Source organism: Massilia sp. 05N420 (genome assembly GCF_056397205.1).
On sequence record NZ_JBFTMX010000015.1, the window covers coordinates 70,981 to 94,760 of the forward strand.

The following is a 23,780-nucleotide window of genomic DNA, read 5'->3' on the forward strand; positions in this document are numbered from 1 at the left end:
GGGGAGGAAGGGGTGGACTCAGAACTTGTAGTTCAGGCCCATATACGCAATACGGCCGGCGTAGCCGCTCGAGTAGAAGCGGTCCTTGGTGTCGTTGCCCAGGTGAGCACGGGTCTCCTGCCTGGTCAGGTTCAGCACCGAAGCGGTCAGGCTCAATTGCTTGGTGATGTTGTAGGCCGCGTTCAGGTCGATCTGGCTGTACGGATCCTCATACACGTTCAGGCCGTTCTGCAGACCGTCCACCACTTCGCCGCGGCGGTTGTACGAAGCGCGCAGCAGCAGCTTGTCGGTTTCGTAGAACACCGTCAGGTTGAGCTGGTTCTTCGCGCTGCCGACCAGCGGCGACTGGCCGACTTCGGTACCGTCTTCCAGCGTAATGGCGGCCTGGTTGGTCTTGTTGTACGTGTAGTTGAACTGGAAGCCCAGGCCGGACGCCAGCGTGTGCTGGGCGTACAGCTCGGCGCCCTGCGACACGCCGTTGCGGCCGCCGGCGCTGGTCGAGTAGTTCTGCACCGTCACGTTCTGGCCGCCGACGTTCAGGTTCACGTCCATCACCACCGGTACCGAGAAGTTGCTGACGTTCTTGCGGAACAGGTCGATACCGAGCACCGAGCCGCGCTGGTAATACCACTCCAGGCCCAGGTCGAACTGGGTGGCCTTGTACGGCTGCAGGTTCTTGTTGCTGCCCGAACCGAACCAGCCCGGGTTGCCGCCGCCACCGATCAGGCGGCGGTCGTTGACGTATTCCTGGCTGTAGTTCTGCAGGCCGCCCGGCGAAGCGATGTCGCCATAGCTCGGACGCGCAATCACCTTCGATGCGGCCGCACGCAGCAGCAGGGAGTCGGTGATGTCGTAGGCCAGGTTCAGGCTCGGCAGCACGTCGTTGTAGGTGCGGTCGAGCGAGCTGACGACGAAGGACTGGGTCCGTGCGATGCTGTCCGGCAGGGTCGTGAAGCCGCTGACGCAGCCCGAACCGGCCGGTGCGCCGGCAGCCGGGGCGCCGCCTGCCAGGCAAGGCGCCGGCGTGCCGTTGGCGCCGTTGAAGAAGTAGTCCTTGTAGTTCTCGACCTGGTCGGTCGAGTCGGCATGCTGCTTGGTCCGTACGAAGCGCACGCCCACGTTGCCGCGCAGGCGGTCGGCCTTGATGTTGGCCTGCAGGTAGGCCGAGGAGATCTTCTCGTCGACGTTGTAGACGAAGTTGTCTTCGTTACGCGTCTGCATCTGACCGTAGGTCTTGTTCAGGTAATTGACGTAGCTCGCGTAGTCGATCGCCGGGAAAGCGCTGGCCTTGATGCCGCCGGCGATATTGCCCAGGGACTGGCCGTACAGGAAGGACGGCTGGAACTTGTTGGCGGTCGGGTCGCAACCGGCCTGGTAGCGGTTGTCGTAGTTGGCCGGATCCTTGCCCGGGCACACCCAGTAGTTGTTGCCGGTGTTGCGGTGGATGCCGCCGTCACGGTACTTGGCGCCGAACTGCAGCGAATCCAGGAACTTGACATCCGTATGCCAGGTGAAGTCGGCCTGGGCGTATTTCTGCTGGTTGCTGTTGCGGGTCCACGAGGACGAAGTCGAACCGAGGTCGATCTCGCCGATGCCCTTCGCCAGGTTGGCCATCAGCTCGGGCGAGAAGGTCATGGTCGGCGTGCCGGCCGTGCTCCAGGCGCTGGCGTAGTTACCGAGGGTCCAGCTGCCGTCCGCATTCTGCACGCGCGGCTTGATCGGCATGCTGAACTGCAGCGACGGACCGCCGCCGGCCCAGGTACGGCCGGCCTTGAAGTCGGCGTCCAGCGACTCGCCGCGCCATTCGGCGCCGATGTCGAAGACCTGCGAGCGCGCTTTTTCGCGGTTGTAGCTGCCGGTAATCTGCGGGGTCGGGATGGTGCAGTCGTCCGGACCCCAGCCGCCCGGTTTCTGGCCGGCGGCCTTGGCCTGGTCTTCGCTGCAGTAATAGGTCTTGCCCGGATGGGCGCTGTAGTTCGCGCCGGTGACGATGGTACCGCTCTTGTCGAAGGTCAAGCCATCGAGCATGCGGCCGCCCGGCCAGTTGCCGTCGCCGTCATAACGGGCCAGGTTCCATTCCGGGACCTTCAGCGTATTGGTCTGCGAGTTCTGCGACAGGTCGAAGCGGAAGTAGTTGGCCGTCAGGTTCAGGTTGCGCATCGGCTTGAACTGCAAGGTCAGCTGGCCGCCCTTGCGCTCGCGGTCTTCGGTCTTGATGCTCTCGTTGACCGAGGTCGGCATCATGAAGTTGGTGTAGTACTTGCCGTTCTGGTCGTGGAAGCCCGACTGGCCCCACCAGTAGGAGCTCAGCTTCGAAGGCTTGCCGTTGACGTCGGTGGCCGGATGCGCATCGTAGTCGTCGCCATACCACTGCCAGTTTTCGGTGCTGGCGCTCATGGTGCGGGTGGTGCGCTTCTGCTGGGTGTAGCCGACCAGGATGCCGAAGCGGTTGCTCTCGTCGTGCCAGGCGTACTGGCCGGAGAACTGGCCGTCGCCCTTCTTGGTCGTGTCGGCCCAGGTGCCTTCGGCGTTGACGAAGCCGCTGCCCGACTTCACGTCCAGCGGACGGCGGGTGTGCAGGATCACGGTGCCGCCGATGCCGCCTTCGTCGATGCGCGCTTCCGGCGTCTTGAACAGCTCGGCGCTGGACAGCATGTTCGACGGCATCAGGGTGTAGTTGAACGAACGGGTCGGATCGCCGTTCGATTCGGCGGTGGCGACGTAGTTGCCGTTCAGTTCGGTGAGGGTCAGCTCCGACGACAGGCCGCGAACGCTGACGTTCTTGCCCTCGCCGCCGCTGCGGTCGATGATCACGCCCGGCACGCGCTGCAGCGCGTCGGCCACGTTCTTGTCGGGGAATTTACCGATATCTTCGGCGGTCACCACGTCGACGATCGCATTCGCTTCGCGCTTCTGGTCGAGGCTCTTCTGGATCGAATAGCGGTAGCCTGTCACCACCACCTTTTCCGGCTGCTTGGAATCCGCCTGGGTGTCGGCCGCGGTGTCGGCCTGCGCGGTTTGCGCCTGGGCGGTGGCAATGCTCAACAGCGCCATGGCGACTGCCGTGGCAATGGGGGTCGCGCACAGGCGCATGCCCTGTCGCGATGCAAGAACGTTCCTGAACATCATGTGAAGTCTCCTTATCGTGCCCTATGAATGGGCTTCTTTTCTGCAACCCGGTGACAGGCTCAGGGAACATTTACTAAACGGTCCTGGCAGCCCCCTACGCCTTCGGGCATCGCAATTCGCCCTGTAGCGTTTATACAAAAGTTGCCGGAGGGAGCTCAACAAGATTCAAAAAAAGGCACGCAGTTTAGCCGTGTTTTCGTAAACATCGCCCGCATCGCGCACGCCATCCGCACGGGCGCCCGCCGGGCGGGCCTACCCTTGTTTCATAAACGGCGGGGAATGGTCCATTGCGGACCGGCGCGGGGGAGCCTGGCGCGGACGGCGCCATGGCGTCGAATCGGGGGGGGAGCGGTCAGATTTTCTTGAGTGCCGACGGCTTGTGCGCAGCCTCGGCCCCGGTTTCGTCGCTGACGACCAGGTATTCCGGATTCTCTTCCGAGGCGGCCACGCGGTGGCCCTTGATCTCGGTCGGCGCGGTCAGCTTCTTCCTGACCGTGCCGCGCACCGTGCCCTGCGATGAATGCCACTCCACCTTGTCGCCCGCCTTGAACGTCTGGCTCATGATGCCTCCTTGTCCTGGACAGCCATTTGAACATGGCAAGCTCCCGCGCCGCGTACCTTACCGCCCGGATACGTGACGCCAGCCATTTGCAACCTTGGCTATACTGAATTCAAGCCATGATCGGCGTGCAAGTCGGGCTTTCCCGGATGCAAACGCCGATTCACCTTCACGCTTCATAGACTGACAGGGGGTAATATGCAGACGACCTGGATTGTGTCGGCCAACGCGGGCCGAGCGAGGATTTTTTCGGAAGCCGATCCGTCGGAACCGCTGGAAGAAATCGAAGACATGGTCAATTCCGCCGCGCGCCTGCGCACCTCGGACATCAACACCGACGAGGCCGGGCGCACGGCCGCCGGCAGCAGCAGCCACAACATCGGCGGCAACGAGGCGGCGGGCTTCGCCCACAGTACCAAGAGCGGCGCACCCAACAAGACTTACCAGCCGGCCCAGACGCCGCAGGAGCACGAAGCCGAGCTGTTCGCGAAGGACATCTCGAAATACCTGATGGACGCCCACCAGGAAGGCCGTTTCCAGCAGCTGGTCATTTCCGCCTCGCCGCAATTCCTCGGCGCCCTGCGCAGCTACCTGCACCCGCAGATCAAGCCGCTGATCAAGCTCGAGGTCAACAAGGACTACACCCATTCGAACGCGCAGCAATTGCGCGAGCAGATCCGCGAGCAACTGCAGGCCCAGCGCGCCAACAGACTGCAGTAAACCTTCACTGACTATCCACGACAACGCCAGCCGGCAAGGTTGGCGTTTTTTCATGTGGCGCCAGCGTGCGCCATCAACTCTGACTGGCCTTTGCGATCGCGATTTCCGTCCCATCCACCGGCCTGGCGATCTGGAACCGGTGACGACGCCGGCCTGATGGCGGCCAAGCAGCGCCTGCGCGCCGCCTTAGCCGCTCGGACTCAAATTCAATAGTACCGCCGACTTTTTGCACCATTATGGTGCAGAATTGGGGCTATCGTCTTCCTTCTGGCGTTCAAACAACAGCTGAGCCATTGTCGATACGCATAGTCATCAAATTGATATAGCGCAAGTTCGCGAACATGCTACCATCGGCAAATTCCCTTGGGAAACATTTTTCGAAGCCGATTCTTTGCTGCGTATAACAATACTCAACCGGCAATAAAGCCGAGAGATTCCATGAAAAATATCGGTTCCCGGTTGATAGATCGTTACATGACGGCGATCCACTGGTTTATTCCCGCCGAGGCCCAGTTGAACGCTGCCCAGCTCACGCGGGCGCAGAACGTCGTCAACGCCGTAGTCCTGGCCGCGCTCTCGGGCCCCTTCTATTCGCTGGCCTACTACCTGCTCGGCTTCTCGACCGCTGCCCAGGAAATCCTGGCCTGCTGCGCCTTCATGTTCATCGCGCCCTTCCTGCTGCGCGCGACCCGCAGCATCGCGCTCGCGCGCGAGGTCTTCCTGTGCGCGGTGTTCTTCAACTTCACCTGGCTGACCTTCAACCTCGGCGGCGTCAACGCGCCCACTGCCGGCTGGCTGATCACGGCGCCGGTGGTGGCGATGTTCCTGGGCGGGGTCGCCACAGCAGTGTTCTGGCTTGGCATGAGCTGCGCCGCAGTGGCCGCCATTTATATCCTGCCGCAGATGGGACTTGCGCTGCCGCCCCATCCGGTCAAGGACATGGACCTGCTCTACCTGCTGTGCGACCTCGGCCTCTACCTCGTCATCGTCGTGTTCGTGCTGCTGTTCGAACTGACCAAGACCCAGGGCTTCATCAAGCTGGAGCACGCGCTGAACGTCATCAACGAGCTGGCAATCCGCGACGAACTGACCGGCAGCCATAACCGCCGCCACCTGATCGGGCTGATCGAGCAGGAGCGCGAGCGCGTGGTGAAAGGCGCCCGGGCCTTCTGCGTCTGCCTGCTCGACATCGACTTCTTCAAGCGCATCAACGATACCTACGGTCATGCCGCCGGCGACGCGGTGCTGCGCAGCTTTGCCGTCACGGTGCAGAAGCAGATCCGCGAAAGCGACGCCTTCGGCCGCTACGGCGGCGAGGAATTCCTCTTGATGCTGCCCGAGACCACGCTGGAAGACGCCATGCAGTTTGCCGAGCGCGTCCGCATGGGCATCGAGCGCCTGGTGTTCCGCGACATCTCCAGCGACCTGAAGGTCTCGGTGTCGATCGGCGTGGCCCAGTTCCGCCTGGGCGAGACGATCGGCCAGACCGTCACCCGCGCGGACGAGGCCCTGTACACCGCCAAGTCGAGCGGCCGCAACCGGGTCATCAATTACGGCCAGACCGTCGAACTGTCGCGCGAACAGGCCGAAGCCCTGGCCGATGCCGCGCCGGCGATGCTGCCGCTGGAACTGACCGACACCAGCCAGTGCGATCCGCTCACCGGCCTGCTCGGCCGGCGCGTGCTGCGCGACCGCCTGAACCATGCGATGTCGCGCTCGATCCGCAACGAGCGCCTGGTCGGCCTGATGCTGCTGAACGTGAACAAGTTCAAGGACATCAATGAAGCCCTCGGCTACGAAGCGGGCGACGCCATCCTGGCCCAGATCGCGGCCAATGTGCGCGACTGCCTGCGCGATTCCGACACCGTGGTGCGTTGGGGCGGCGACGAATTCATCGTGATCCTGGAAGACCTGGCCCAGCTCGGCGATGCCCAGCAGGTGGCGGAAAAAATCCTCGACCGCTTCGCCCTGCCGCTGCGCGCCGGCGAGCGCGAATCCTTCGTCAGCCTGAGCGTCGGCATCGCCACCTTCCCGGCGCCGGGCTGCGACATCGACACCCTGCTCAAGCGCGCCGACACCGCGATGACCCGCGCCAAGATGTGGGGCGAGAACAGCGTGCAGGTCTACTCCTCGGACGCGCCGCTGCCGCCGAGCGAGCGCCTGATCCTCAAGAACCACCTGCGCGAGGCACTGGCCCAGGACCAGCTGCTGCTGGAATACCAGCCCCAGGTCGACATCGCCAGCCGCCGCATCGTCGGCGTCGAGGCGCTGATCCGATGGAACCATCCGCAGTACGGTCGCATCGAGCCGGGCCGTTTCATCACCCTGGCCGAAGAGACCGGCCTGATCGTCCCGATCGGCGAATGGGTGCTGCGCAGCGCCTGCGCCCAGAACCGCGCCTGGCGCGACGCCGGCCTGCCGGCGTTGAAGACGGCGGTCAACCTGTCGGCGCGCCAGCTCAAGCATCCGGAACTGGTTGGCCGCGTGCTCGAGATCATCGCCGAGACCGGCATCGCGCCGGCCTGCCTGGATCTCGAAATCACCGAGGGCATCCTGATCGATAATATGGAGATGAACCGCCAAGGCCTGCAGACCCTGCGCCAGGCCGGGGTCCAGGTATCGATCGACGATTTCGGCACCGGCTATTCGAGCCTGGGCTACCTGACCGAACTCCCGGCTGATATCCTGAAGATGGACCGCAGTTTCGTCACCCGCCTCGGCCAGGGAGAAGCCGGTGCGCGCGGCTATGCGCTGGCCGAGTCCATCATCCACATGGCGCACCGCCTGCAGCTGGCGGTGATCGCGGAAGCAGTCGAAACCGAAGAGCAGCTGGCCGACCTGGCGGCCATGGGCTGCGACTTCGCCCAGGGCTATTACTACCACCGTCCGCTGGCGGCCGACAAAGTGGCCGAACTGCTGCGCCAGCAAGCCGCGACCGAACAGGGCTCCGTCCTGCAGGTCGCCTAACAGGAAATATGCATGTCTACTCCATCGATGCAGCACCACGAAGCGATTGACACGGGCGACGATCCGCAACTGGCGGCCGAGCGCGAACTCGCGCGCCAGGTCGACGCCATGCTGGAAAACGGTTCGCTCGGCGGTACCGCGGCCCAGTTCGCGCAGCCGCGCGGCGCCGACCTGCTGCGCCGCACCGAGCCGGTCGAGGCCTGGCACAATGCCCGCAGCGCCGACGGCCTGTGGCAGTACGCCCGTTCGCTCGACGGTGCCCCGCACCCGATCGCCAGCATCCGCGACGAGAGCGGCAATGGCGCACGCGGCATCAATTTCGCGTCCCAGGACTATCTGTCGCTGGCCTCGCACCCGCAGGTAGCCGACGCCGCCGCGCGCGCGCTGCGCGATGCCGGCCCGCACAGCGCCGGCTCGGCTGTCTTGCTCGGCAATACCCGCACCTCGCTGGCGCTCGAAGAAGCCATCGCCGGCCTGGTCGCGACCGAGCACGTGGCCCTGTTCCCGACCGGCTGGGGCGCGGCCTTCGGCGCCATCACCGCACTGGTGCAAGCCCAGGACCACATCGTCATCGACCAGTTCGCCCACGCCTCGCTGCGCCAGGGCGCCAGCGCGGCCACACCGAACGTCAGCATCAACCGCCACCTCGACGTCGGTCATGTACGCGAACTGCTGGGCGCGATCCGCGCGCGCGACTCCGCGCACGGCATCCTAGTCGTCACCGAAGGCCTGTTCAGCATGGACTCGGACACGCCCGACCTGGCCGCGCTGCAAGCGCTGTGCCACGAATTCGGCGCCACCCTGCTGGTGGACGTGGCCCACGACCTCGGCGCCATGGGTCCGGGCGGCGGCGGCTGCATCGCCCAGCAGGGTATGCTGGGGCGGATCGACCTGGTGATGGGCGCATTCTCGAAATCCTTCGCCTCGAACGGCGGCTTCGTCGCCACCGCGTCCCGTTCCGTCAAGCGCCACCTGCAGCTGTACGCCGGGCCGCACATGTTCTCGAACGCACTGTCGCCGATGCAGTCGGCCGTCATCCTGGAGTGCATCCAGATCATCCGTTCGGACGAAGGCGACTCGCTGCGCGCGGACCTGATGCGCAACGTGGACGGCCTGCGCGCCCAGCTGGTGGGCGAAGGCCTGCACTGCATGGGCATTCCCTCTGCCATCGTGCCGGTGCTGATCGGCAGCGAAAAAGTCTCGCGCCTGACCGGCAAACTCTTGTTTGAACAGTCGGTGTTCGTGAACCAGGTCGAGTTCCCCGGGGTGCCGGTCGGCGCTTCGCGCTTGCGCCTGCAGCTGATGTCCAACCATAATATGCAGCAAATCAAACGCGCTGCACCGATCATCGGCCAAACAGTGGCCCGGGCGCGCGACGCCATCGCGGCCGGAGAAGCACGCCGCCGGCAGTAATCAGGAGCCAGCTTGGGACAAATGCGGGAAGATATCGACACGATCAACAATGAATGCGTCCTGCTGCACGAGCGGCTGCGCCAGCACGCCCGGCAGACGCCCGACCGCCTGGCCTACACCTTCCTGCGTGACGACGGCAAGATCGACGAGCTGACCTATGGCCAGCTCGAACGCCGCGCCACCGCGCTGGCCGCCGCGCTGGCGAAGCATGCGGCGCCGGGCGCCCGCGCGCTGCTGCTCTACCCCGCCGGCCTCGAATTCATCACCGTCTACTTTGCCTGCCTGCTGGCCGGGATCATCGCGGTGCCGGCCACCATCCCGCACAAGAGCCGCGCCTCGCGCCGCCTGAAGGCCCTGCTGGACGACGCCGACCCGGCCCTGATCCTGACCCGCAGCGACGTCGAACCGGCGATCAAGGCCAGCCTGTCGCTGGTCGATGCCTCGAACCGCGAATGCATGTGCACCGACCTGCTGCAGGAGAGCGAGGTCCGCGTTGGCGGAGGCCCTTCCGCGCTGCCGGCCGTTTCGGCGGACATGGTCGCCTTCCTGCAGTACACCTCGGGTTCGACCTCGCTGCCCAAGGGCGTGCGCATCACCCACGGTAACATCGCCGCGAACGTCGAGTCGATCCGCGAAGGCTTCGGCTTCCACCCCGACACCGTGATGGTGAGCTGGCTGCCGCTGTTCCACGACATGGGCCTGATCGGCAGCGTGGTCTCGCCGATGTACGTGGGCTTCCATTGCGTGCTGATGGCGCCGGCCGCCTTCCTGAAGAACCCGATGATCTGGCTGGACGCGATCACGCGCTACCGCGGCACCTGCGCCGGCGCGCCCAATTTCGGCTGGGACTATTGCGCCAGCAAGGTCAAGGACCAGCAGAAGGCGCAGCTGGACCTGTCCAGCCTCGAAGTCGCCTACAACGGCTCGGAGCCGGTGCGCGCGAGCACGCTGCGCGCCTTTACCGAGGCCTTCGCCAGCGCCGGCATGCGTGAAAGCGCGCTGTTCCCCTGCTACGGCATGGCCGAGACCACGCTGTTCGTGACCGGCGGCCCGCGCGGCCGCGGCCCGCTGGTACGCACCGTCAGCAAGTCCCTGCTGGAAGGGAACCAGATCCGCGATGCGGCGCCCGGCGATCCGGACGCGCGCGAGATCGTCAGCTCCGGCCGCGTCGGCACCGGCAGCAAGGTGCTGGTGGTCGATCCCGAGACCTGCCTGCCGGTGTCGAGCCATCGCGTAGGCGAGGTCTGGGTCAGCGGCCCCAGCGTGGCGCACGGCTACTGGAACCGCCCGGCGGAAAGCGAAGCCACCTTCGGCGCGCGCCTGTCGAAGACCGGCGAGGGTCCTTTCCTGCGCACAGGCGACCTGGCCTTCATGCGCGACGGCGAGCTGTTCATCACCGGCCGCCTGAAAGATCTCATCATCATCAACGGCCGCAACGTCTACCCGCAGGATATCGAGGAAGTGATCGAACACACGATCGACTTTATCGAGCCGAACATGTGCGCGGCCTTCTCGGTGGAGATCGGCGGCCAGGAAAGGCTGGCGATCGTCGCCGAAGCCAACCGCGGCCTGGTGCGCGCGGCGCAGCAGTTGGAGAAAGAACTGGCCCAGAGCGGCGAGCAGCAGAAGGCCAAGGACGACTACCTGGCGCGCATCGAAGCGATGGCGCAGAACATCGTCAAGGTCATCGCCCAGCAGTTCGACGTGTCGGTGTCCTCGATCGTGTTCGTCAAGCCGGGCACCTTCCCTCGCACCACCAGCGGCAAGGTGCAGCGTTCGCGCTGCAAGGAACTGGCTCTGCACGGCCAGCTCGAGCTGGTCTACGTCATGCCGGGCAGTATCTTCGACCGGCGTACGCCTCGCGGTGCCATGCCTGCGCCRGCGCCGGCCGCGCCGCAGGCCGCCGTGGCAGCCATGACGGCGACGGTGCAAGCGCCGGCGCCGGCCGGCGCCGACGCCGCGCGCTCCCTGTCGCGCAGCACCGCCGACCAGATGATAGGCTGGCTGCGCCGCTATGCGCAGCGACGCCTGAATTCGCGCGTGATCGACGAACGCCGCACAATTCCGCCCTATGTCGTACTGGACCTCGGCAATGCCGGCTTCTTCGGCCTGCAGGCGCCGCGCAGCGCCGGCGGCAAGGACCTGGCCACCGTCGACCTGATGCGCGTGCTGGAGCAGTTGGCGGCGGTCGACATGACGGTCGCCACCATGGTCGGCGTGCACAACGGCCTCGGCCTGCGCCCGCTGCTGCGCTTCGGCAGCGAAGCTCAGCGCGAACGCCTGCTGCCGCAGCTCGCCACCGGGCGCCAGCTGGCGGCCTTTGCGCTGACGGAGCCGGCGGCCGGCTCGAACCCGATGGCCCTGCGCGCCAGCGCCGTCAAGGTGCCGGGCGGCTGGCGCGTCAACGCGGAAAAACAATGGATCGGCCTGGCCTCTTGGGCCGGCCTGACCACCGTGTTCGCCAAGGCCAGCAGCGCCGACGGCACGCCGCTGGGCATGATCTCGCTGCTGGTGGATGCCGACAACGACGGCCTGGTGCAAGGCCCCGAATCGCTGACCATGGGCATGCGCGGCATGGTCCAGAACACCCTCTTCCTCGACAATGCCTTCGTGCCCGACGACGCGGTGCTGCTGGCGCCGGGCGAAGGCATGGACGCGGCCCACGACGCGATGCTGTTCTCGCGGCTGGGCATCGGCGCGATCTGCGTCGGCGCCATGAAGCGCTGCGCCCAGCTGATCGCGCGCTATGCCTCGCGCCGCACGGTCGCCACCGGCCCGTTGGCCGAGAATGCCGTCAGCGTGGTGCGCCTGCAGGAACTGACCGCCGCGATCCAGGCCAGCGAAGCGCTGGTGTATGCGATCGCGGGGGAGGTCGACGCCGGCCGCGCGCCCGGCGCCGAAGCCTATATCGCCTGTAAAGCCGCCGCCACCGAAGCGCTGGGCGAAGCGGCCGACCTGCTGGTCCAGATGTTGGGCGGGCGCGGCTACATCGAATCCAACGGCGCCCCGCAGATCCTCCGCGACGCGCGCGTGCTGCGCATCCTCGAAGGCCCAACCGAAACCCTGTACGCCCACCTCGGCGTGGCGCTAGCCAAGCCGGGCGGCGCTTGGCGCGCCTTCCTGGCCGACGCCCTCGGCAGATCCGCCTTGTGCACCGAACTGGATGCCGCCATGGCCCGCGTAGCCACGCTGGCCGAGGGCGCGCAGCGCCTGTTCGGTTCGAAGATCGCGGCGCGCCAGTGGACCGACTACAAGCTCGGCGAACTGTCGGCCAGTGCCTTCCTGCTGGGCGCGGCCGAGCGCCGCCAGCAGTCGCAGAGCGGCGACGCGCAGGCGGCCAGCAATGCCGTGGTGTGGGCGCGGCGCCGCTTCAATCATCAGTTACAGGCGCTGCTGGCGGAACTGGCCGGCCAGCGCCCCTACAGTTCTTCCGGCGACCTGCTGGCCCTGGTGGCCGGCTACGCCCAGGATATCGGCGACGTCGACCAGCAGCTGGCCGGCGAAGACCAGCAGCCAGACGCCCTGCTGCTGCGCGCCGGCGCGAGACCAGCGTCGATCCCGCAGGCCGCGCCGGTACAGGCGCCCGCCGAAGCGCAGGCGCCCGCCGCTGAAGCAGGCGGCAGCGGCATCCACGCCGTGGTCCACGATTGCGTGCTGGCCTGGTTGCGCACCGAGAGCCGCCAGACTCTCGACCGCATCGACCTCGACACCCCGTTCGCGGCACTGGGCATGGATTCTCTGGCCACCGCCTCGATCGCGGTCGAACTCGAGCAGCGCCTCGGCATGCCCATCGTGCCCGAGCTGCTGTTCGACTACCAGAGCGTCAACGAACTCGCAGGCTTCCTGGAACGCCAACGGAGAACAGAATGATCACCCACCCTCCCCATAACATGATCAAGCTGTTGGACAACATCCTCCCGGCGTCCCTGCGCGCCGACACCAGTCAGTGGCAGGCCGCGCGCAACCTGACGGTGCTGGCGGCCGTCACCGCGGTCAGCGTTCCGCTGCTGACGACCATGTACCACCTGCTCGGCTTCGACGCCGTCGGCATGGTGGTGCTGACCGCCGGCGTGGTCATGATGGTGACGCCCTTCACGCTGGCCGCCGGCCTGCCGATCGCCGCCGCGCGCGACCTGTTCGTAGGCGCCCTGTTCCTGCTGAAGGTCTGGATGGCGGTCTACCTGGGCGGCCTGGCCGCCCCGACCACGCCCTGGTTCGTGCTGTGCCCGGCGGTGGCGATGCTGCTCGGCGGTCTGCGTCCGGCGCTGCTGTGGAGCGCGTTGGTAAGCGTGGTCCTGGTCGGCCTGTTCATGCTCGACCGCTCCGGCGCGATTGGCGCGCCGCCCACCGGCCCGGCCGCCACCGTGCTGCACCTGGCCAGCGTGATCGGCCTGATGGCCCTAGTGGTGCTGATCCTGGCGCTGGCCACCGGTGCCGCCGCGGTCGAACGTCGCCACAAGTAAGCCCCCGGGCCGCGGCTGGCGACGGCATCGGCCCGCAACTGCTAAGCTGGCGGCGTTACCGACCACGGACGCATGCCATGCCCTTACCCGTTTCCCGCCTCGCCCTGATCGCCCTCGGCCTGCTCGGCGCCACCATGACCGTGCTGGCAGCCGCGCGCGAGCGCCACGAAGGGGCCAACCTCGAACCCATCCCTTCGCTGGATGTGCCGCGCTACCTCGGCGCCTGGTACGAGATCGCCAAATACCCGAACCGCTTCCAGAAGCAGTGCGAGGGCTTCACCACCGCCCACTACAGCCTCGAGCGCGACGGCGGCATCCAGGTGATCAACCGCTGCCGCCGCGCCGATGGCCGCTTCGAGGAGGCGGTCGGCAGCGCGCGCCAGGTCGGTCCCGCCGATTCGCCGAAGCTGCAGGTGCGCTTCGCGCCGGGCTGGCTGTCCTTCCTGCCGATGGTCTGGGGCGATTACTGGGTGATCGACCTCGATCCCGATTACCAGCTGGCGGCGGTCAGCGAACCGAAGCGCGAATACCTGTGGATCCTGTCGCGCACGCCCACGGTGCCGCGCCAGGCCATGGCCGCCCTGCTGGACCGGCTCGAGCGCCAGGGCTTCGATGTGAACAAGCTGGAGGAGACCAGGCAGACACGTTGACAACACTTGGGGCATGCATACCACGCAAATGCTTGCCAAACAGGGGTTATTTACGGAATAGTCTTATTTCATATTTGTAATTATTTCGCAAACAACCTTCGCATGAAGCCGCCCTCGCGCGTGTCGCGCCTGTATGAAGTGATGGACCTGATGCTGGATTCGGTCGGGGACCCGCTCGCGCTGAAAAGCCTGGCGGCCTCGGCAAGCTATTCGTCCTTCCACTTCGACCGCATCTTCCGCGAGCTGACCGGCTTCTCGGCCTGCGAATACCAGAGGAAGCGCCGCCTGCGCCGCGCCGCCCACCTGCTGCGCCACGAGCCGGACGTGGCGATCGTGCGCATCGCCCAGGATTGCGGCTTTCCGTCCAACGCGGCCTTCGCCAAGGCCTTCRGGCAGCAGTTCTCGATGTCGGCCAAGGCCTGGCGCGAAGGCGGCTGGCGCGCGTACATGGACCAGCAGGTCGGGCGCGAGAGCGACGTCAGTTTCTTCGTGGCCGAACCGGACAAGCTGGAAGTACTGCTGGCGCCCTACTGCCCGCCGACGCCGGGCACCATCGCCGCGCGCATCGCGGTGCGCATGCTGCCGGCGGTGACCTTGCGCTACCAGCGCTTCTTCGGCCAGTCCGGCGCCGCCCTGTCGATTGCCTGCAATGCCGTGATCGCGTCCTGCCAGGGCGCGGGACGGCCCTGGTACGGGGTGTTCGACGAGGATCCCGGCTTCACCGGAGAAAGCGAATACTGCTACGACTTCGGCTGCGCCGACGACGCCGGCCTCGACCCGGCCATGGGCATGCGCATCCTGCCGGCCGGCAGCTACGCCTGCCTCGACTTCCACGACGAGTGGCCGCGCTTCCGCTTCATGTACGAGGACTGGCTCGATAAACAGTCGCTGTGGCGGCTGGACAGCACCCGGCCCCACATCCAGATGGTGGAACGCGACGCCGAGGAACGCTGGCGCGGCTGGCTGGCGCTGCCGGTCAAGAAGCGCTAGCCGTCCGCCCCCGCCTTACCAGGTGAAGTCGTCCGGGATCTTGAAGTCCGCATACGGATCGTCTTCCTCGACCGCCTGCGGCGCGGCCTTGGCAACCCGCACCACGATCTCGGGCGCGCGCTCGGCGATCTTGTCGGCGATCACGCGCGGCACCAGCTCGAAGCCGCCGCCATGGCCGACGATGGCCAGGCGGCCCGCCACCAGGTGGTCGCGCACCTTTTCCGAGACGTGGATGCGCTCGATCTTCGTCCCGATCGTGAAGTTATAGGCGATGTCGCCATTGCCCTTGGGCTGGCGGTTGGTCTTCACCATCTGCGCGATCTGGGCTTCGACCGCCTTCTGCGCGGCGGCTGCGTCACGCTGGGCGTTCAGCTCGCGCGCTCGCTCGGCCTGCTTGCGCTGGGCTTCGAGCGCGGCCTCGCGCGACTCGTTCTGCTGCTTGTCGCCGGTGCGCAGTTCGATCTTGTGCTGCTTGCTCTTTTCCTGGTTGGCCAGCTTGACCTTCTTCTTGTCGACCAGGCCGGCCTTGAGCAGCTGCTCTTGCAGGGAAACCATGATGTGCTGCCTTCAAAGTATGTGTGAAGACGCAAGCATAGCAAATCACTGCGCAAGAAAAAACCGCAGCATTTCGGCAGAGGCATTCGGACCGGAGTCGACGGCGTAAGAACCGGCCGTGCTGCCGCCGGACCAGGCGTGGGCGGCGCCGTGCAAGGTCCAGTGCTCCGCCACCGGCCGGCCGGCGGTATCGCGCGCCACGGCCCTGGTGTAGTCCTGGCCGCGCTCCTCGGTTTCCGCGACGCCGGCGCCGTGCGTGAACTGCCGGTAGACCGCTTCGCCATTCGACGGATGGACGACGGCATCGCGGTCACCGTGGAAGACGATCGCCGGCACCGTCCTGGCGCCGGCCGCGGCCTTGCGCTTCTTCTTGCCCGCGCCCTTCATCGCGTTCAGCGCCGACATCAGGTCATGCGCGCTGCCGACCGGCAGGCCGGAATGCACGCCGACCGCGGCGTACAGCTCGGGATAGCCGGCCGCCATCACCGCCGCCATCGCGCCGCCGGCCGACAGGCCCGCCACGTAGACCCGGCCGGCATCGGCATCGTGCTCGCGCATCACCTGCCGCGTCATGCCGGCGATGAGCGAAGGCTCTCCGCCATCGCGGCCCTGGTGGGCGCCTTCGAACCAGTTCCAGCACTGCGAGTGATTCGCGCCGGCCGCCTGTTCCGGATACAGCACCAGGCAGCCGTATTCTTCGGCCAGCAGGTTCATGGTGGTGCCGGCGGCAAAGTCTTGCGGATTCTGCTTGCAGCCGTGCAGCATCACGACCAGCGGACGCGGACCGGATACCGGCCGTGCCGGCACGTACAGCCGGTAATTGCGCGTGCCGGCCTCGTTGCCGAAGCTGCCTTCCAGGAACTGGCCGGGGCCGAGCGTCTCCGGACCGAGAACCTTGCCGCGGCCGGCAACGCCCTGTCCGGGCAGGTTCGAGGTGAAGCGCGCGACCCAGTCCGGCATCGCCCCGGCGCCGGGGTCAACCCGGGCATCCGGCGCCGCCTTGCCCTGGCGCGCATGTGGCGCCCACGCCGGCGGCGGGTTCAGGTCGACGAAGGGCGCGCCCTGCTGCGGCGCCTGTGCGGCCGACGGCACCGCGCCCATCAGGCCGGCCGCCTTGAGCGCCTCCTGGATGATCGCGGTGGCGGCGGCAGGGTCCTTGCCCTGGCTGGAACGCATCGCGCCCAGGATATTGTCGACAAATTTTTCATAGGGTTTCATGGTGATTCCTCAGGATTCGATGCGGTCCGCCAGCGCCGCCTTGACGGCGCTGGAAGCGAGAAAGGCGCCCAGCACATGGATGGAAGCGATGGCTTCGCGTGCGAGCTCGGGGGTGACGTCGTCGTCGATGGAAGCGAGGCCGAGCACGTGGATCTCGAGCCGTTCGCCGCTGGCCAAGGTCTTTTCCAGCTCGGCCTTCGAATAGCGCTGCATGCCCATCACATAGCGCTTTCGCGTGACGGTCTGGCGGATCGCCTCGCCATGCAGCTCGAGCTGCTTGCGGATCGCCATGCGCACGAAATCGGTGCGGTTGGTATAGAAGCCCTCTTCGACCAGCAGGTCCATCTGTGCCAGGTCGACCAGGCCGAGGTTGATCGTCACCTTGTCGGTGTCGGGAAATTTGATTTTTGATTCAACAAGTTTCATGGATATACTCTCCTTATACTCCATGTGGAGTATAAGGAGAGTATTTCAAGTCCTGGTTATGGATTTTCCGGTTCCAGCCGCACAAACCGGGTCAGCACCAGCACCGGAATTGCCGAAATCACAACCCATAGGAAGAAGTGCCGGTAGCCCAGGGCCTGCTGGATGTCGCCGCTGACCACCTTGGACAGCACGAAGCCCAGCTGCATGAAGCCCGAGCCCAGCGCGTAGTGGGCAGTCTGGTAAGGCCCGGACGCGATCACCTGCATGATGAACAGGATCATGCCGACGAAGCCGAAGCCGTAGCCGAACATCTCGGCCGCCAGCGAGGCGGTGACGACGCCCAGCGATTCGGGTTGGGTCATGCTCAGGTAATAGAACACCAGGTTGGGCACGTTCATCGCCAGGATCAGCCAGGGCATCGCGCGCTTCAGACCGATCCAGGAGGTGAAATAGCCGCCCAGGATGCTGCCGACCAGGAAGGCGGCGGTGCCGGCGGTGCCGTAGATCGCGCCCACTTCCTGGGTCGACAGGCCCATGCCGCCGATGTCGCGGGCGTCGCGCAGGAACAGCGGGCCGATGGTCTGGACCTGGCCTTCGGCGGTGCGGAACAGCAGGATGAACAGGATGCCCAGCCAGATGCCGGGCTTGGCGAAGAAGGCGCGGATCACGTCGACCAGCACGGCGACGGTGCCGCGCACGCTGGCCACCTGTGTCGACGCGGGGCCTGTACTCGCGGATGGCCCCGGCAGCGCCCAGGCATGATACAGGCCGAGCCCCGCCATCAACGCGCCCAGCAGGCCGAACACGATGGCCCAGGCGGCCTGCGGGCCGACCGACTGCTCGAGGTGGCCGGCCAGGATCACGAGTCCGCCCAGCGACAGGAACTTGGCGCCGTTGAAGAAGGCGCCCTGCCAGCCGGCGTAGGCCGCCTGCTGTTTTGCCGACAGGCTGGCGATATACAGGCCGTCGGCGGCGATGTCGTGGGTGCTGGAGGCCAGCGACACCACGCCCAGCAAGGCGATCGCCAGCGCGAACCAGGCCGGCAATTGCAGGGCCAGCGCCAGCGCCGCCAGCGCGACCCCGCCCGTGAGCTGCAGGGTCACCACGATGCGCTTCTTGCTGCGGAAGAGTTCCAGGAAGGGGCTCCACAAGGCCTTGAATACCCAGGCCAGGCCCAGGACGCCGGTCCAGCGCGCGATCTGCTCGTTGGGCACGCCCATGCTCTTGAACATCAGGCCCGCCACCAGCGCCACGCTGTAGAAAGGCAGGCCCTGGGCCAGGTAAAGGCTGGGTACCCAGGCCAGCGGGTTGCGCAGCTTGCCGGGCGCCAGGTGATGCGGCTCTGCCTTGTCCATGCTTGCCCTTATTATTTAACCCGGTTCCAGTTCGATGGTGACGGTGCGGCTGCCGCGTCCGCGGGTGTCGAAGGTCCTCACCTTGAACACCCGGTCCTGTTGGCCGGGCTGCACCGGGCCCGTGTAGCGCGGGCTGGCCGCGTCCGGCTCGCTGCCGTCCAGAGTGTAATGCAGGGCCAGGCCCGGCAGGGCGACATTCGCGCGGATGGTCCGGCCGTCGTACAGCACGCCCGGCGGCGGCAGGCGGTAGCCGTAGGCCAGAGGAGCACGGTCCAGGCGCGGCAGCTCGCGCTGGCCAAGGCGGTTGGCGAACTCGTTCCAGTCCGACTCGATGGCGGCGGCGCGCGCCTGCGGATTGCCGATCCCGCCCCAGCCGGGATCGGGCGCCCAGGCCCGCTCCGCCAGCGCCACCATGCGCGGCGCCGCCAAATACTCGATGCGGGCGCGCGAACGCGCGTTCTCGCCCCACAGCTGGCCCTGCAGCCCGATGATGCGGGAGCGCCCTTCGCTTGATAAGCGCGCCATCGCGGCCAGCCGCTCGGGCGGCAGCACGCGCCCCATCGGATCGCTGGCGGCGCTGGCGATCATCTCCAGCGGGCAGAATACGAAGGCATGACGGGTCTCGACGAAGCCGGCCCAGTAATAGCCCGGTTCCTGCGGGTCCTTCGCATAGGCCAGGTCGAAGTAGAGGTTGGCGGCATTCGCCAGCACCACGTCGTAGCCGGCGTTGGCCAGGCGGTAGGCCACGTCTTCCTTGCCCGAGCCCCAGGCATTGTTCCAGGCATAGACCTGGAAGCCCGGCCCGTCGAAGCCGGGCTTGGGCAGCGGCAGGGGGGCGCCCTCCACCGCCTGGGTATTCTCGTGCTGGGCCGGCGCGCAGCCCCCGGCCGTGGCCGCGCCGTGCTTCAGCGCCGTCTCTTCCCAGCCGGCGAAGGCCAGGCCGTGCCGGGCCAGGATCGCGCGGCAGCGTTCGACGAAATCCGCATGCAGCTGGCCGACATCGTTCCAGCCGCGCTCGCGCATCAGGGCCTGGCAGACGGGCGAGCCGAGCCAGGCGCCCAGCGGCACCTCGTCGCCGCCCGTGTGCACGGCGCGCAGCGGCACCCCGGCCCGGCGGTACAGCGCAGCCACATGGGCGACCACGGTATCGATGAAGCGGTCGACAGAGGGCAATGCGATGCAGATCACGTTGTCGCGCCACATCTGCACCGATTCGTAGCGCGAGGCGTCATCCGGATCGCTCAGCAGATAGCGCTCGGCGCCCTCGATATCGCCGGACGCGCGCAGGCGGTCGTGGCGCGCACGCATCGCCAGCACGGCGGCGCGCGCATGGCCCGGCATATTGAACTCCGGGATCACCTCGATGTGGCGCGTCTGCGCATAACGCAGGATGGCGATGAAGTCGGCGGCATCGTAATAGCCGGTGCCGGCCGAGCTTTCGACGTCGGCGCCGGAACCGAAGGATGGCGGCAAACTCTGTCCATCCGCGGCGACGCCGCGCTTCGCGCCGAGCGCGGTCAGCTCGGGCAGCGCATCGATCTGCAGGCGCCAGCCTTCGTCGTCGGTCAGGTGCAGGTGCAGCTTGTTCAGCTTGTAGCAGGCCATGCAGTCGAGCAGGCGCAGCACCGTTTCCCTGGACGAGAAGTGGCGCGCCACGTCCAGCATCATGCCGCGGTAGCCGAAGCGCGGCGCGTCCAGCACCCGTCCGCAGGGCAGCGCGCCGTCGGCTTCGAGCAGCTGGGCCAGGGTCTGGATGCCGTTGAACACGCCGTGGGCGCTGGCCCCGCGCACCAGCACGGAGCCGGCGCCGATTTCGAGCAGATAGGCTTCCGGCCCCGGCGCATCGACCTCGGCGACGGCCAGCTCGATGCGCGCGCCCGCGCCCGGCGGCAGGCCGGCCAGCAGCCCGCGCAGGAAGGCTTCCTCGCCGGCCAGGCCTTCGGCCGCGGCGAGCGCGGAGCCGGCGGCGAGCGTGCAGCATCCGCCATTGAAGCGCGCGCGCAGCGGCTTCGGCGTGATGCGGCCGACCGCCTCGCGCGGCAGCAGGTACAGCTCGGCGTTGTCGCGGTAGCGCCAGGCCGCGTCGGCGGGCGGCAGCAGGTCGCGCGCGTTGCGGTGCAGCTGCCCGGATCGCGCAAAGGGCAGGATCTCGGGATCGCCCAGGTCGCTGACACGGCCGTCGGCCTCGATCAGGTAAAAGCCGAGCGGCGCGTCGGTCACGCTGATGGCCCAGAACTGGGCCACGTAGCCGATTTCCAGCGCCTGGCCGGGCAGCCAGTCCGACTCGCTCGTCGAGCGCAGGCGGAACAGGTCGCCGTTCAGGTGGTCGATGCGGTAGCCCGCATCGACCGTGTTCGCCAGCACGCGGCGGCAGGTGTTGAAGTACACCGACCATCCCGCCGCGATCGGCGCATGCGATGTGTTGCGCAGTACCAGCCTGGCGGAGAAGGCTTCATCTCCCACCAGGTTGGACAGGCATTCCCAGCTGATCCCCACGACTGCCATGTGATTACAGCTTGCCGCGCAGGCCGAGATAGAAGGTGCGGCCATTCGAGTAGAAGGCGCGCGGGCGGTCCTTGTTCTCCGCATACATCTTGATGGTCTCGTTGGTGAGGTTCAGCGCGTCGAAGGTCAAGGTCAGGTGCTCGGTCAGCTTGACGTTCACGGATGCCGCCAGCGAGGGCATGCTGTCGACGTGCTGGCTGGCGCCGCGGTCCACGCCCGCCTTGTACGCCGAGCGGTAGCTGTAGGCCAGGCGCGCGCTGAAACGCTCGTTCTCGTAGAAACCGGTCAGGTTCCAGGTGTTCTTCGAGGAGTTCAGCATCTCGCCGCCGTCATCCAGTTCGCCGTCCGCGTACGTGTAGTTGGCCAGGAAGCCGAAGTTGTTCATCAGCGGCTGCTGCCAGCTCAGCTCCACGCCCTTGTTCTTGGCACCGGTGTTGTACGGCGAGGTGATCTGGTAATCGGTGAACACGCCGCGCTTGTTGTTGTAGTAGCTGCCGGTGCTGGTGCCCTGGGCCACGATGGAGCCGAAGTCCATGTAGAACAGGCCGGCCGACAGCATCGCCTTCGGTGCGAAATACCATTCGGCCGAGAGGTCGAAGTTGGTCGAGCGCACCGGGTCGAGGTTGACGTTGCCGCCGCTGCCGGACAGGGCGTCGTCGTTCAGCGACACCGAGCCGCCCAGCGCGCTGTAGTCCGGCCGGGCCACGGTCTTGGCGATCGCGCCGCGCACCACCAGGTCGGGGCGCACGTCGAACTTCAGGTTCACGCTCGGCAGGTAGTCGCGGTAGGTGCGCTTGAAGGTGGTCGGGGTATAGGGACCGAAGGCCGAGCCGGTGATCGGCGCCGTACCGCCCGGCAGGTTCACGACCGTGGTCTGGCGGGTCTCGACCGCGCGCAGGCCGGCATTGCCGCTCCAGCCGTCGCCGCCGAATTCGGCCATGCCGTACAGGGCCGCGGTCTTCTCGGCGACGCGGAATTCGTCCAGCCAGTTGTGGCGCAGGGTGTAGTCCAGCAGGCGGTTGCCCGGCACCGCACCCCAGGCGCCGAGGGCCGGACCGTCGTACTTGAAGTAGCCGTTGAAGACCGTGCCGCCCAGGTCCTTGCCGAAGTCGGACGGGTACATGCTGCCGTTCCAGACCGGACCCGGATTGCTGAAGCCGTTCGGCCCCGGACGGGTCTCGAGCGGGTGCTCGGCGGTGCGGTTGTGGTCCGTGAAGCGGGCGCCGAAGCGCACCGCGTTCACCCACGCATTGTCGCGCACGCGCAGTTCGCCGTCGATCTGCGCATACTTTTCCTGGTCCACCGACTGGGCCTCGCCGCCGCCGGCCCAGGCGGTCGAGCCGGGCTTCGCGGTATTCCCGCCCGGGTAGCTGACGGTGGCCGGGGTCAGGCCGTTGAGGGCATAGACCATGCCGCCGTCGACGTTGTTCTGGTAGTAGACGTCGTCGCGGTCGTAGCCGATGCCGTGGGTCTTGCCGATGCGGCCCGTGAAACTCAGCTTGTCGCTCGGGCGCCAGCGGCCGTTCAGGTCGAGGTACCAGGATTCGCCGCCGGCGTTCGGGCGGTAGATGTTGTCGACCTCGCCCGAATTGCTCACAAAAGCGGCGCCGACCAGGGTGTTATTGCGGATCACCGGGTTCTGCGGAATCAGGCCGCTGCTGTTGATCGAGTTCGCCGGCGCGGCCAGCCAGTTGGTGTTCTGGTGCGGCGCCTGCAGCTTCGAATAGAAGCCGTTCAGGTCGATGCCGAAGTCGCGCGAGGGCTTGGCCTCGATGTCGAAGGCGCCGCCTTCGCGCTTCTTCTTCTGTTCGAACAGGGCGGCGCCGATGAAGGTCGGCACCGCTATGCCGGCCAGCGCCGGATTGGCGACGGCGGCGGCGCTGGTCGCGCTGATCGGCGTGTAGCCCAGCACTTCCTGGCCGTCGCGGCGCACGCTCTGCTTCTCCGAAAAGCCCTGCAGCAGCACGCCGAAGTTATTCGCCGGATTCTTCCAGCTCACCAGGCCCGAAACCTGCGGTTCGGTCTTCTTCGACAGGTCGTTGTAGTTGGCCTGGATCGAGGCTTCGACGGTCAGCGGCTGGCGGAAGTCGAGCGGACGGCGGGTGATCACGTTGATGGCGCCGGAGACGCCGCCTTCGACCAGGTCGGCGGTCGCGCTCTTCTGCACGACGATGGAGCCGACCAGTTCCGAGGGCAGCAGCGAGAAGCTGCTGGAGCGGCCGACGTTGCCGCCGATCTGGTTCAGCACGAACCAGTCGCCGGTGCTGATCGCATGGCCGTTGAACAGGGTCTGCTGCAGGCTGGGGCTGGTGCCGCGCAGGCTGACGCGGTCGTTCTCGCCGAAGCCGCCCTCGCCGCCGGCCGAGGACTGGGTATTCACGCCGGGCAGGCGCTGGATCGCATCGGCCACGTTCTTGTCGGGCATCTTGCCGATGTCCTCGGCCGTCACCACCTCGACCACCGAATCGGCGTTGCGCTTCTGGCGCAGCGACTGCTCGAGCGCGGCGCGCACGCCGGTCACGATCACCGTCTGCGCCTCGCCGACACTAGCGTCCTGCTCCTGGGCCTGCGCCTGCGCCACCATCCCCATCACCAGCACCGATACCGCGCTCGCGATCGCGGTGCGTGCGATCGCCTTCCCTGCCTTCGACTCGTTCATGTCTTCGTCTCCAAAACTATGTCTCAACGTGAAGCTGCCAGTGTCGAATTCGGCGGACGCTGCAGCGTCTCTCGTCTTCGTATGGGGCGCATTGTGTCGTTGATTTCTTGGCCATGTTTGTCAAATCTTGCTATCGCGAATACGCGTGTTGATTTTTCGACACGCGCACGC

15 protein-coding genes are annotated in these 23,780 nt (G+C 66.7%); 7 read left to right on the forward strand and 8 right to left on the reverse strand.

All coding sequences use genetic code 11. The features are described from left to right. Positions 1-18: 18 nt before the first annotated feature. Together AC1DIX_RS11595 and AC1DIX_RS11600 are read right to left on the reverse strand one after the other, a co-directional pair. Positions 19-3,129: a TonB-dependent receptor gene (locus AC1DIX_RS11595; protein ID WP_477324400.1), complete on the reverse strand. Its 3,111-nt coding sequence runs from the start codon at positions 3,127-3,129 to the stop codon at positions 19-21. A 352-nt stretch (positions 3,130-3,481) separates the two neighbouring features. Then, on the reverse strand, positions 3,482-3,691 hold the full coding sequence (locus AC1DIX_RS11600; RefSeq protein WP_477324402.1) for a hypervirulence associated TUDOR domain-containing protein: 210 nt from the start codon (positions 3,689-3,691) through the stop codon (positions 3,482-3,484). Between the two features lie 195 nt (positions 3,692-3,886). Between AC1DIX_RS11600 and AC1DIX_RS11605 the strand changes: the two genes are divergently transcribed. From AC1DIX_RS11605 to AC1DIX_RS11635, 7 genes are all read left to right on the forward strand, one after another. Further along, positions 3,887-4,408: a host attachment protein gene (locus tag AC1DIX_RS11605; RefSeq protein ID WP_477324404.1), complete on the forward strand. Its 522-nt coding sequence runs from the start codon at positions 3,887-3,889 to the stop codon at positions 4,406-4,408. Positions 4,409-4,846: 438 nt separating this feature from the next. Continuing rightward, positions 4,847-7,375: a diguanylate cyclase gene (locus AC1DIX_RS11610; RefSeq protein ID WP_477324406.1), complete on the forward strand. Its 2,529-nt coding sequence runs from the start codon at positions 4,847-4,849 to the stop codon at positions 7,373-7,375. A gap of 12 nt (positions 7,376-7,387) precedes the next feature. Continuing rightward, complete coding sequence (locus tag AC1DIX_RS11615; RefSeq protein WP_477324408.1) at positions 7,388-8,788, forward strand: aminotransferase class I/II-fold pyridoxal phosphate-dependent enzyme; 1,401 nt, start codon at positions 7,388-7,390, stop codon at positions 8,786-8,788. Between the two features lie 21 nt (positions 8,789-8,809). Continuing rightward, positions 8,810-12,658 (forward strand): AMP-binding protein, encoded by a 3,849-nt coding sequence (locus AC1DIX_RS11620; RefSeq protein WP_477324410.1) that lies wholly within the window; start codon positions 8,810-8,812, stop codon positions 12,656-12,658. Next, positions 12,655-13,251 (forward strand): hypothetical protein, encoded by a 597-nt coding sequence (locus AC1DIX_RS11625; protein WP_441935055.1) that lies wholly within the window; start codon positions 12,655-12,657, stop codon positions 13,249-13,251. Before AC1DIX_RS11620 ends, AC1DIX_RS11625 begins: the two co-directional genes overlap by 4 nt. Positions 13,252-13,328: 77 nt before the next feature. After that, positions 13,329-13,901 (forward strand): lipocalin family protein, encoded by a 573-nt coding sequence (locus tag AC1DIX_RS11630; RefSeq protein WP_441935054.1) that lies wholly within the window; start codon positions 13,329-13,331, stop codon positions 13,899-13,901. Between the two features lie 102 nt (positions 13,902-14,003). Beyond that, positions 14,004-14,891 (forward strand): helix-turn-helix domain-containing protein, encoded by an 888-nt coding sequence (locus AC1DIX_RS11635; RefSeq protein WP_477324412.1) that lies wholly within the window; start codon positions 14,004-14,006, stop codon positions 14,889-14,891. Positions 14,892-14,906: 15 nt separating this feature from the next. Here the strand turns inward: AC1DIX_RS11635 and AC1DIX_RS11640 are convergent, their stop codons facing one another. The 6 genes from AC1DIX_RS11640 to AC1DIX_RS11665 are packed head-to-tail and all read right to left on the reverse strand — an operon-like array spanning position 14,907 to position 23,609. Then, positions 14,907-15,446: a DUF2058 domain-containing protein gene (locus AC1DIX_RS11640; protein ID WP_441935052.1), complete on the reverse strand. Its 540-nt coding sequence runs from the start codon at positions 15,444-15,446 to the stop codon at positions 14,907-14,909. A gap of 45 nt (positions 15,447-15,491) precedes the next feature. Next, positions 15,492-16,664 (reverse strand): extracellular catalytic domain type 1 short-chain-length polyhydroxyalkanoate depolymerase, encoded by a 1,173-nt coding sequence (locus tag AC1DIX_RS11645; RefSeq protein WP_477324414.1) that lies wholly within the window; start codon positions 16,662-16,664, stop codon positions 15,492-15,494. 9 nt (positions 16,665-16,673) lie between these two features. Then, positions 16,674-17,090 (reverse strand): CopG family transcriptional regulator, encoded by a 417-nt coding sequence (locus AC1DIX_RS11650; protein ID WP_477324416.1) that lies wholly within the window; start codon positions 17,088-17,090, stop codon positions 16,674-16,676. A gap of 56 nt (positions 17,091-17,146) precedes the next feature. Next, positions 17,147-18,445 carry an MFS transporter gene (locus AC1DIX_RS11655; protein ID WP_477324418.1) on the reverse strand — a complete coding sequence of 433 codons (1,299 nt, stop codon included), beginning with the start codon at positions 18,443-18,445 and terminating at the stop codon, positions 17,147-17,149. 15 nt (positions 18,446-18,460) lie between these two features. Further along, the gene (locus tag AC1DIX_RS11660; protein WP_477324420.1) at positions 18,461-20,950 is read right to left on the reverse strand and encodes a family 20 glycosylhydrolase; all 2,490 of its coding nucleotides are present in this window, start codon (positions 20,948-20,950) and stop codon (positions 18,461-18,463) included. 4 nt (positions 20,951-20,954) lie between these two features. Then, complete coding sequence (locus tag AC1DIX_RS11665; protein WP_477324422.1) at positions 20,955-23,609, reverse strand: TonB-dependent receptor; 2,655 nt, start codon at positions 23,607-23,609, stop codon at positions 20,955-20,957. Positions 23,610-23,780: the final 171 nt, after the last annotated feature.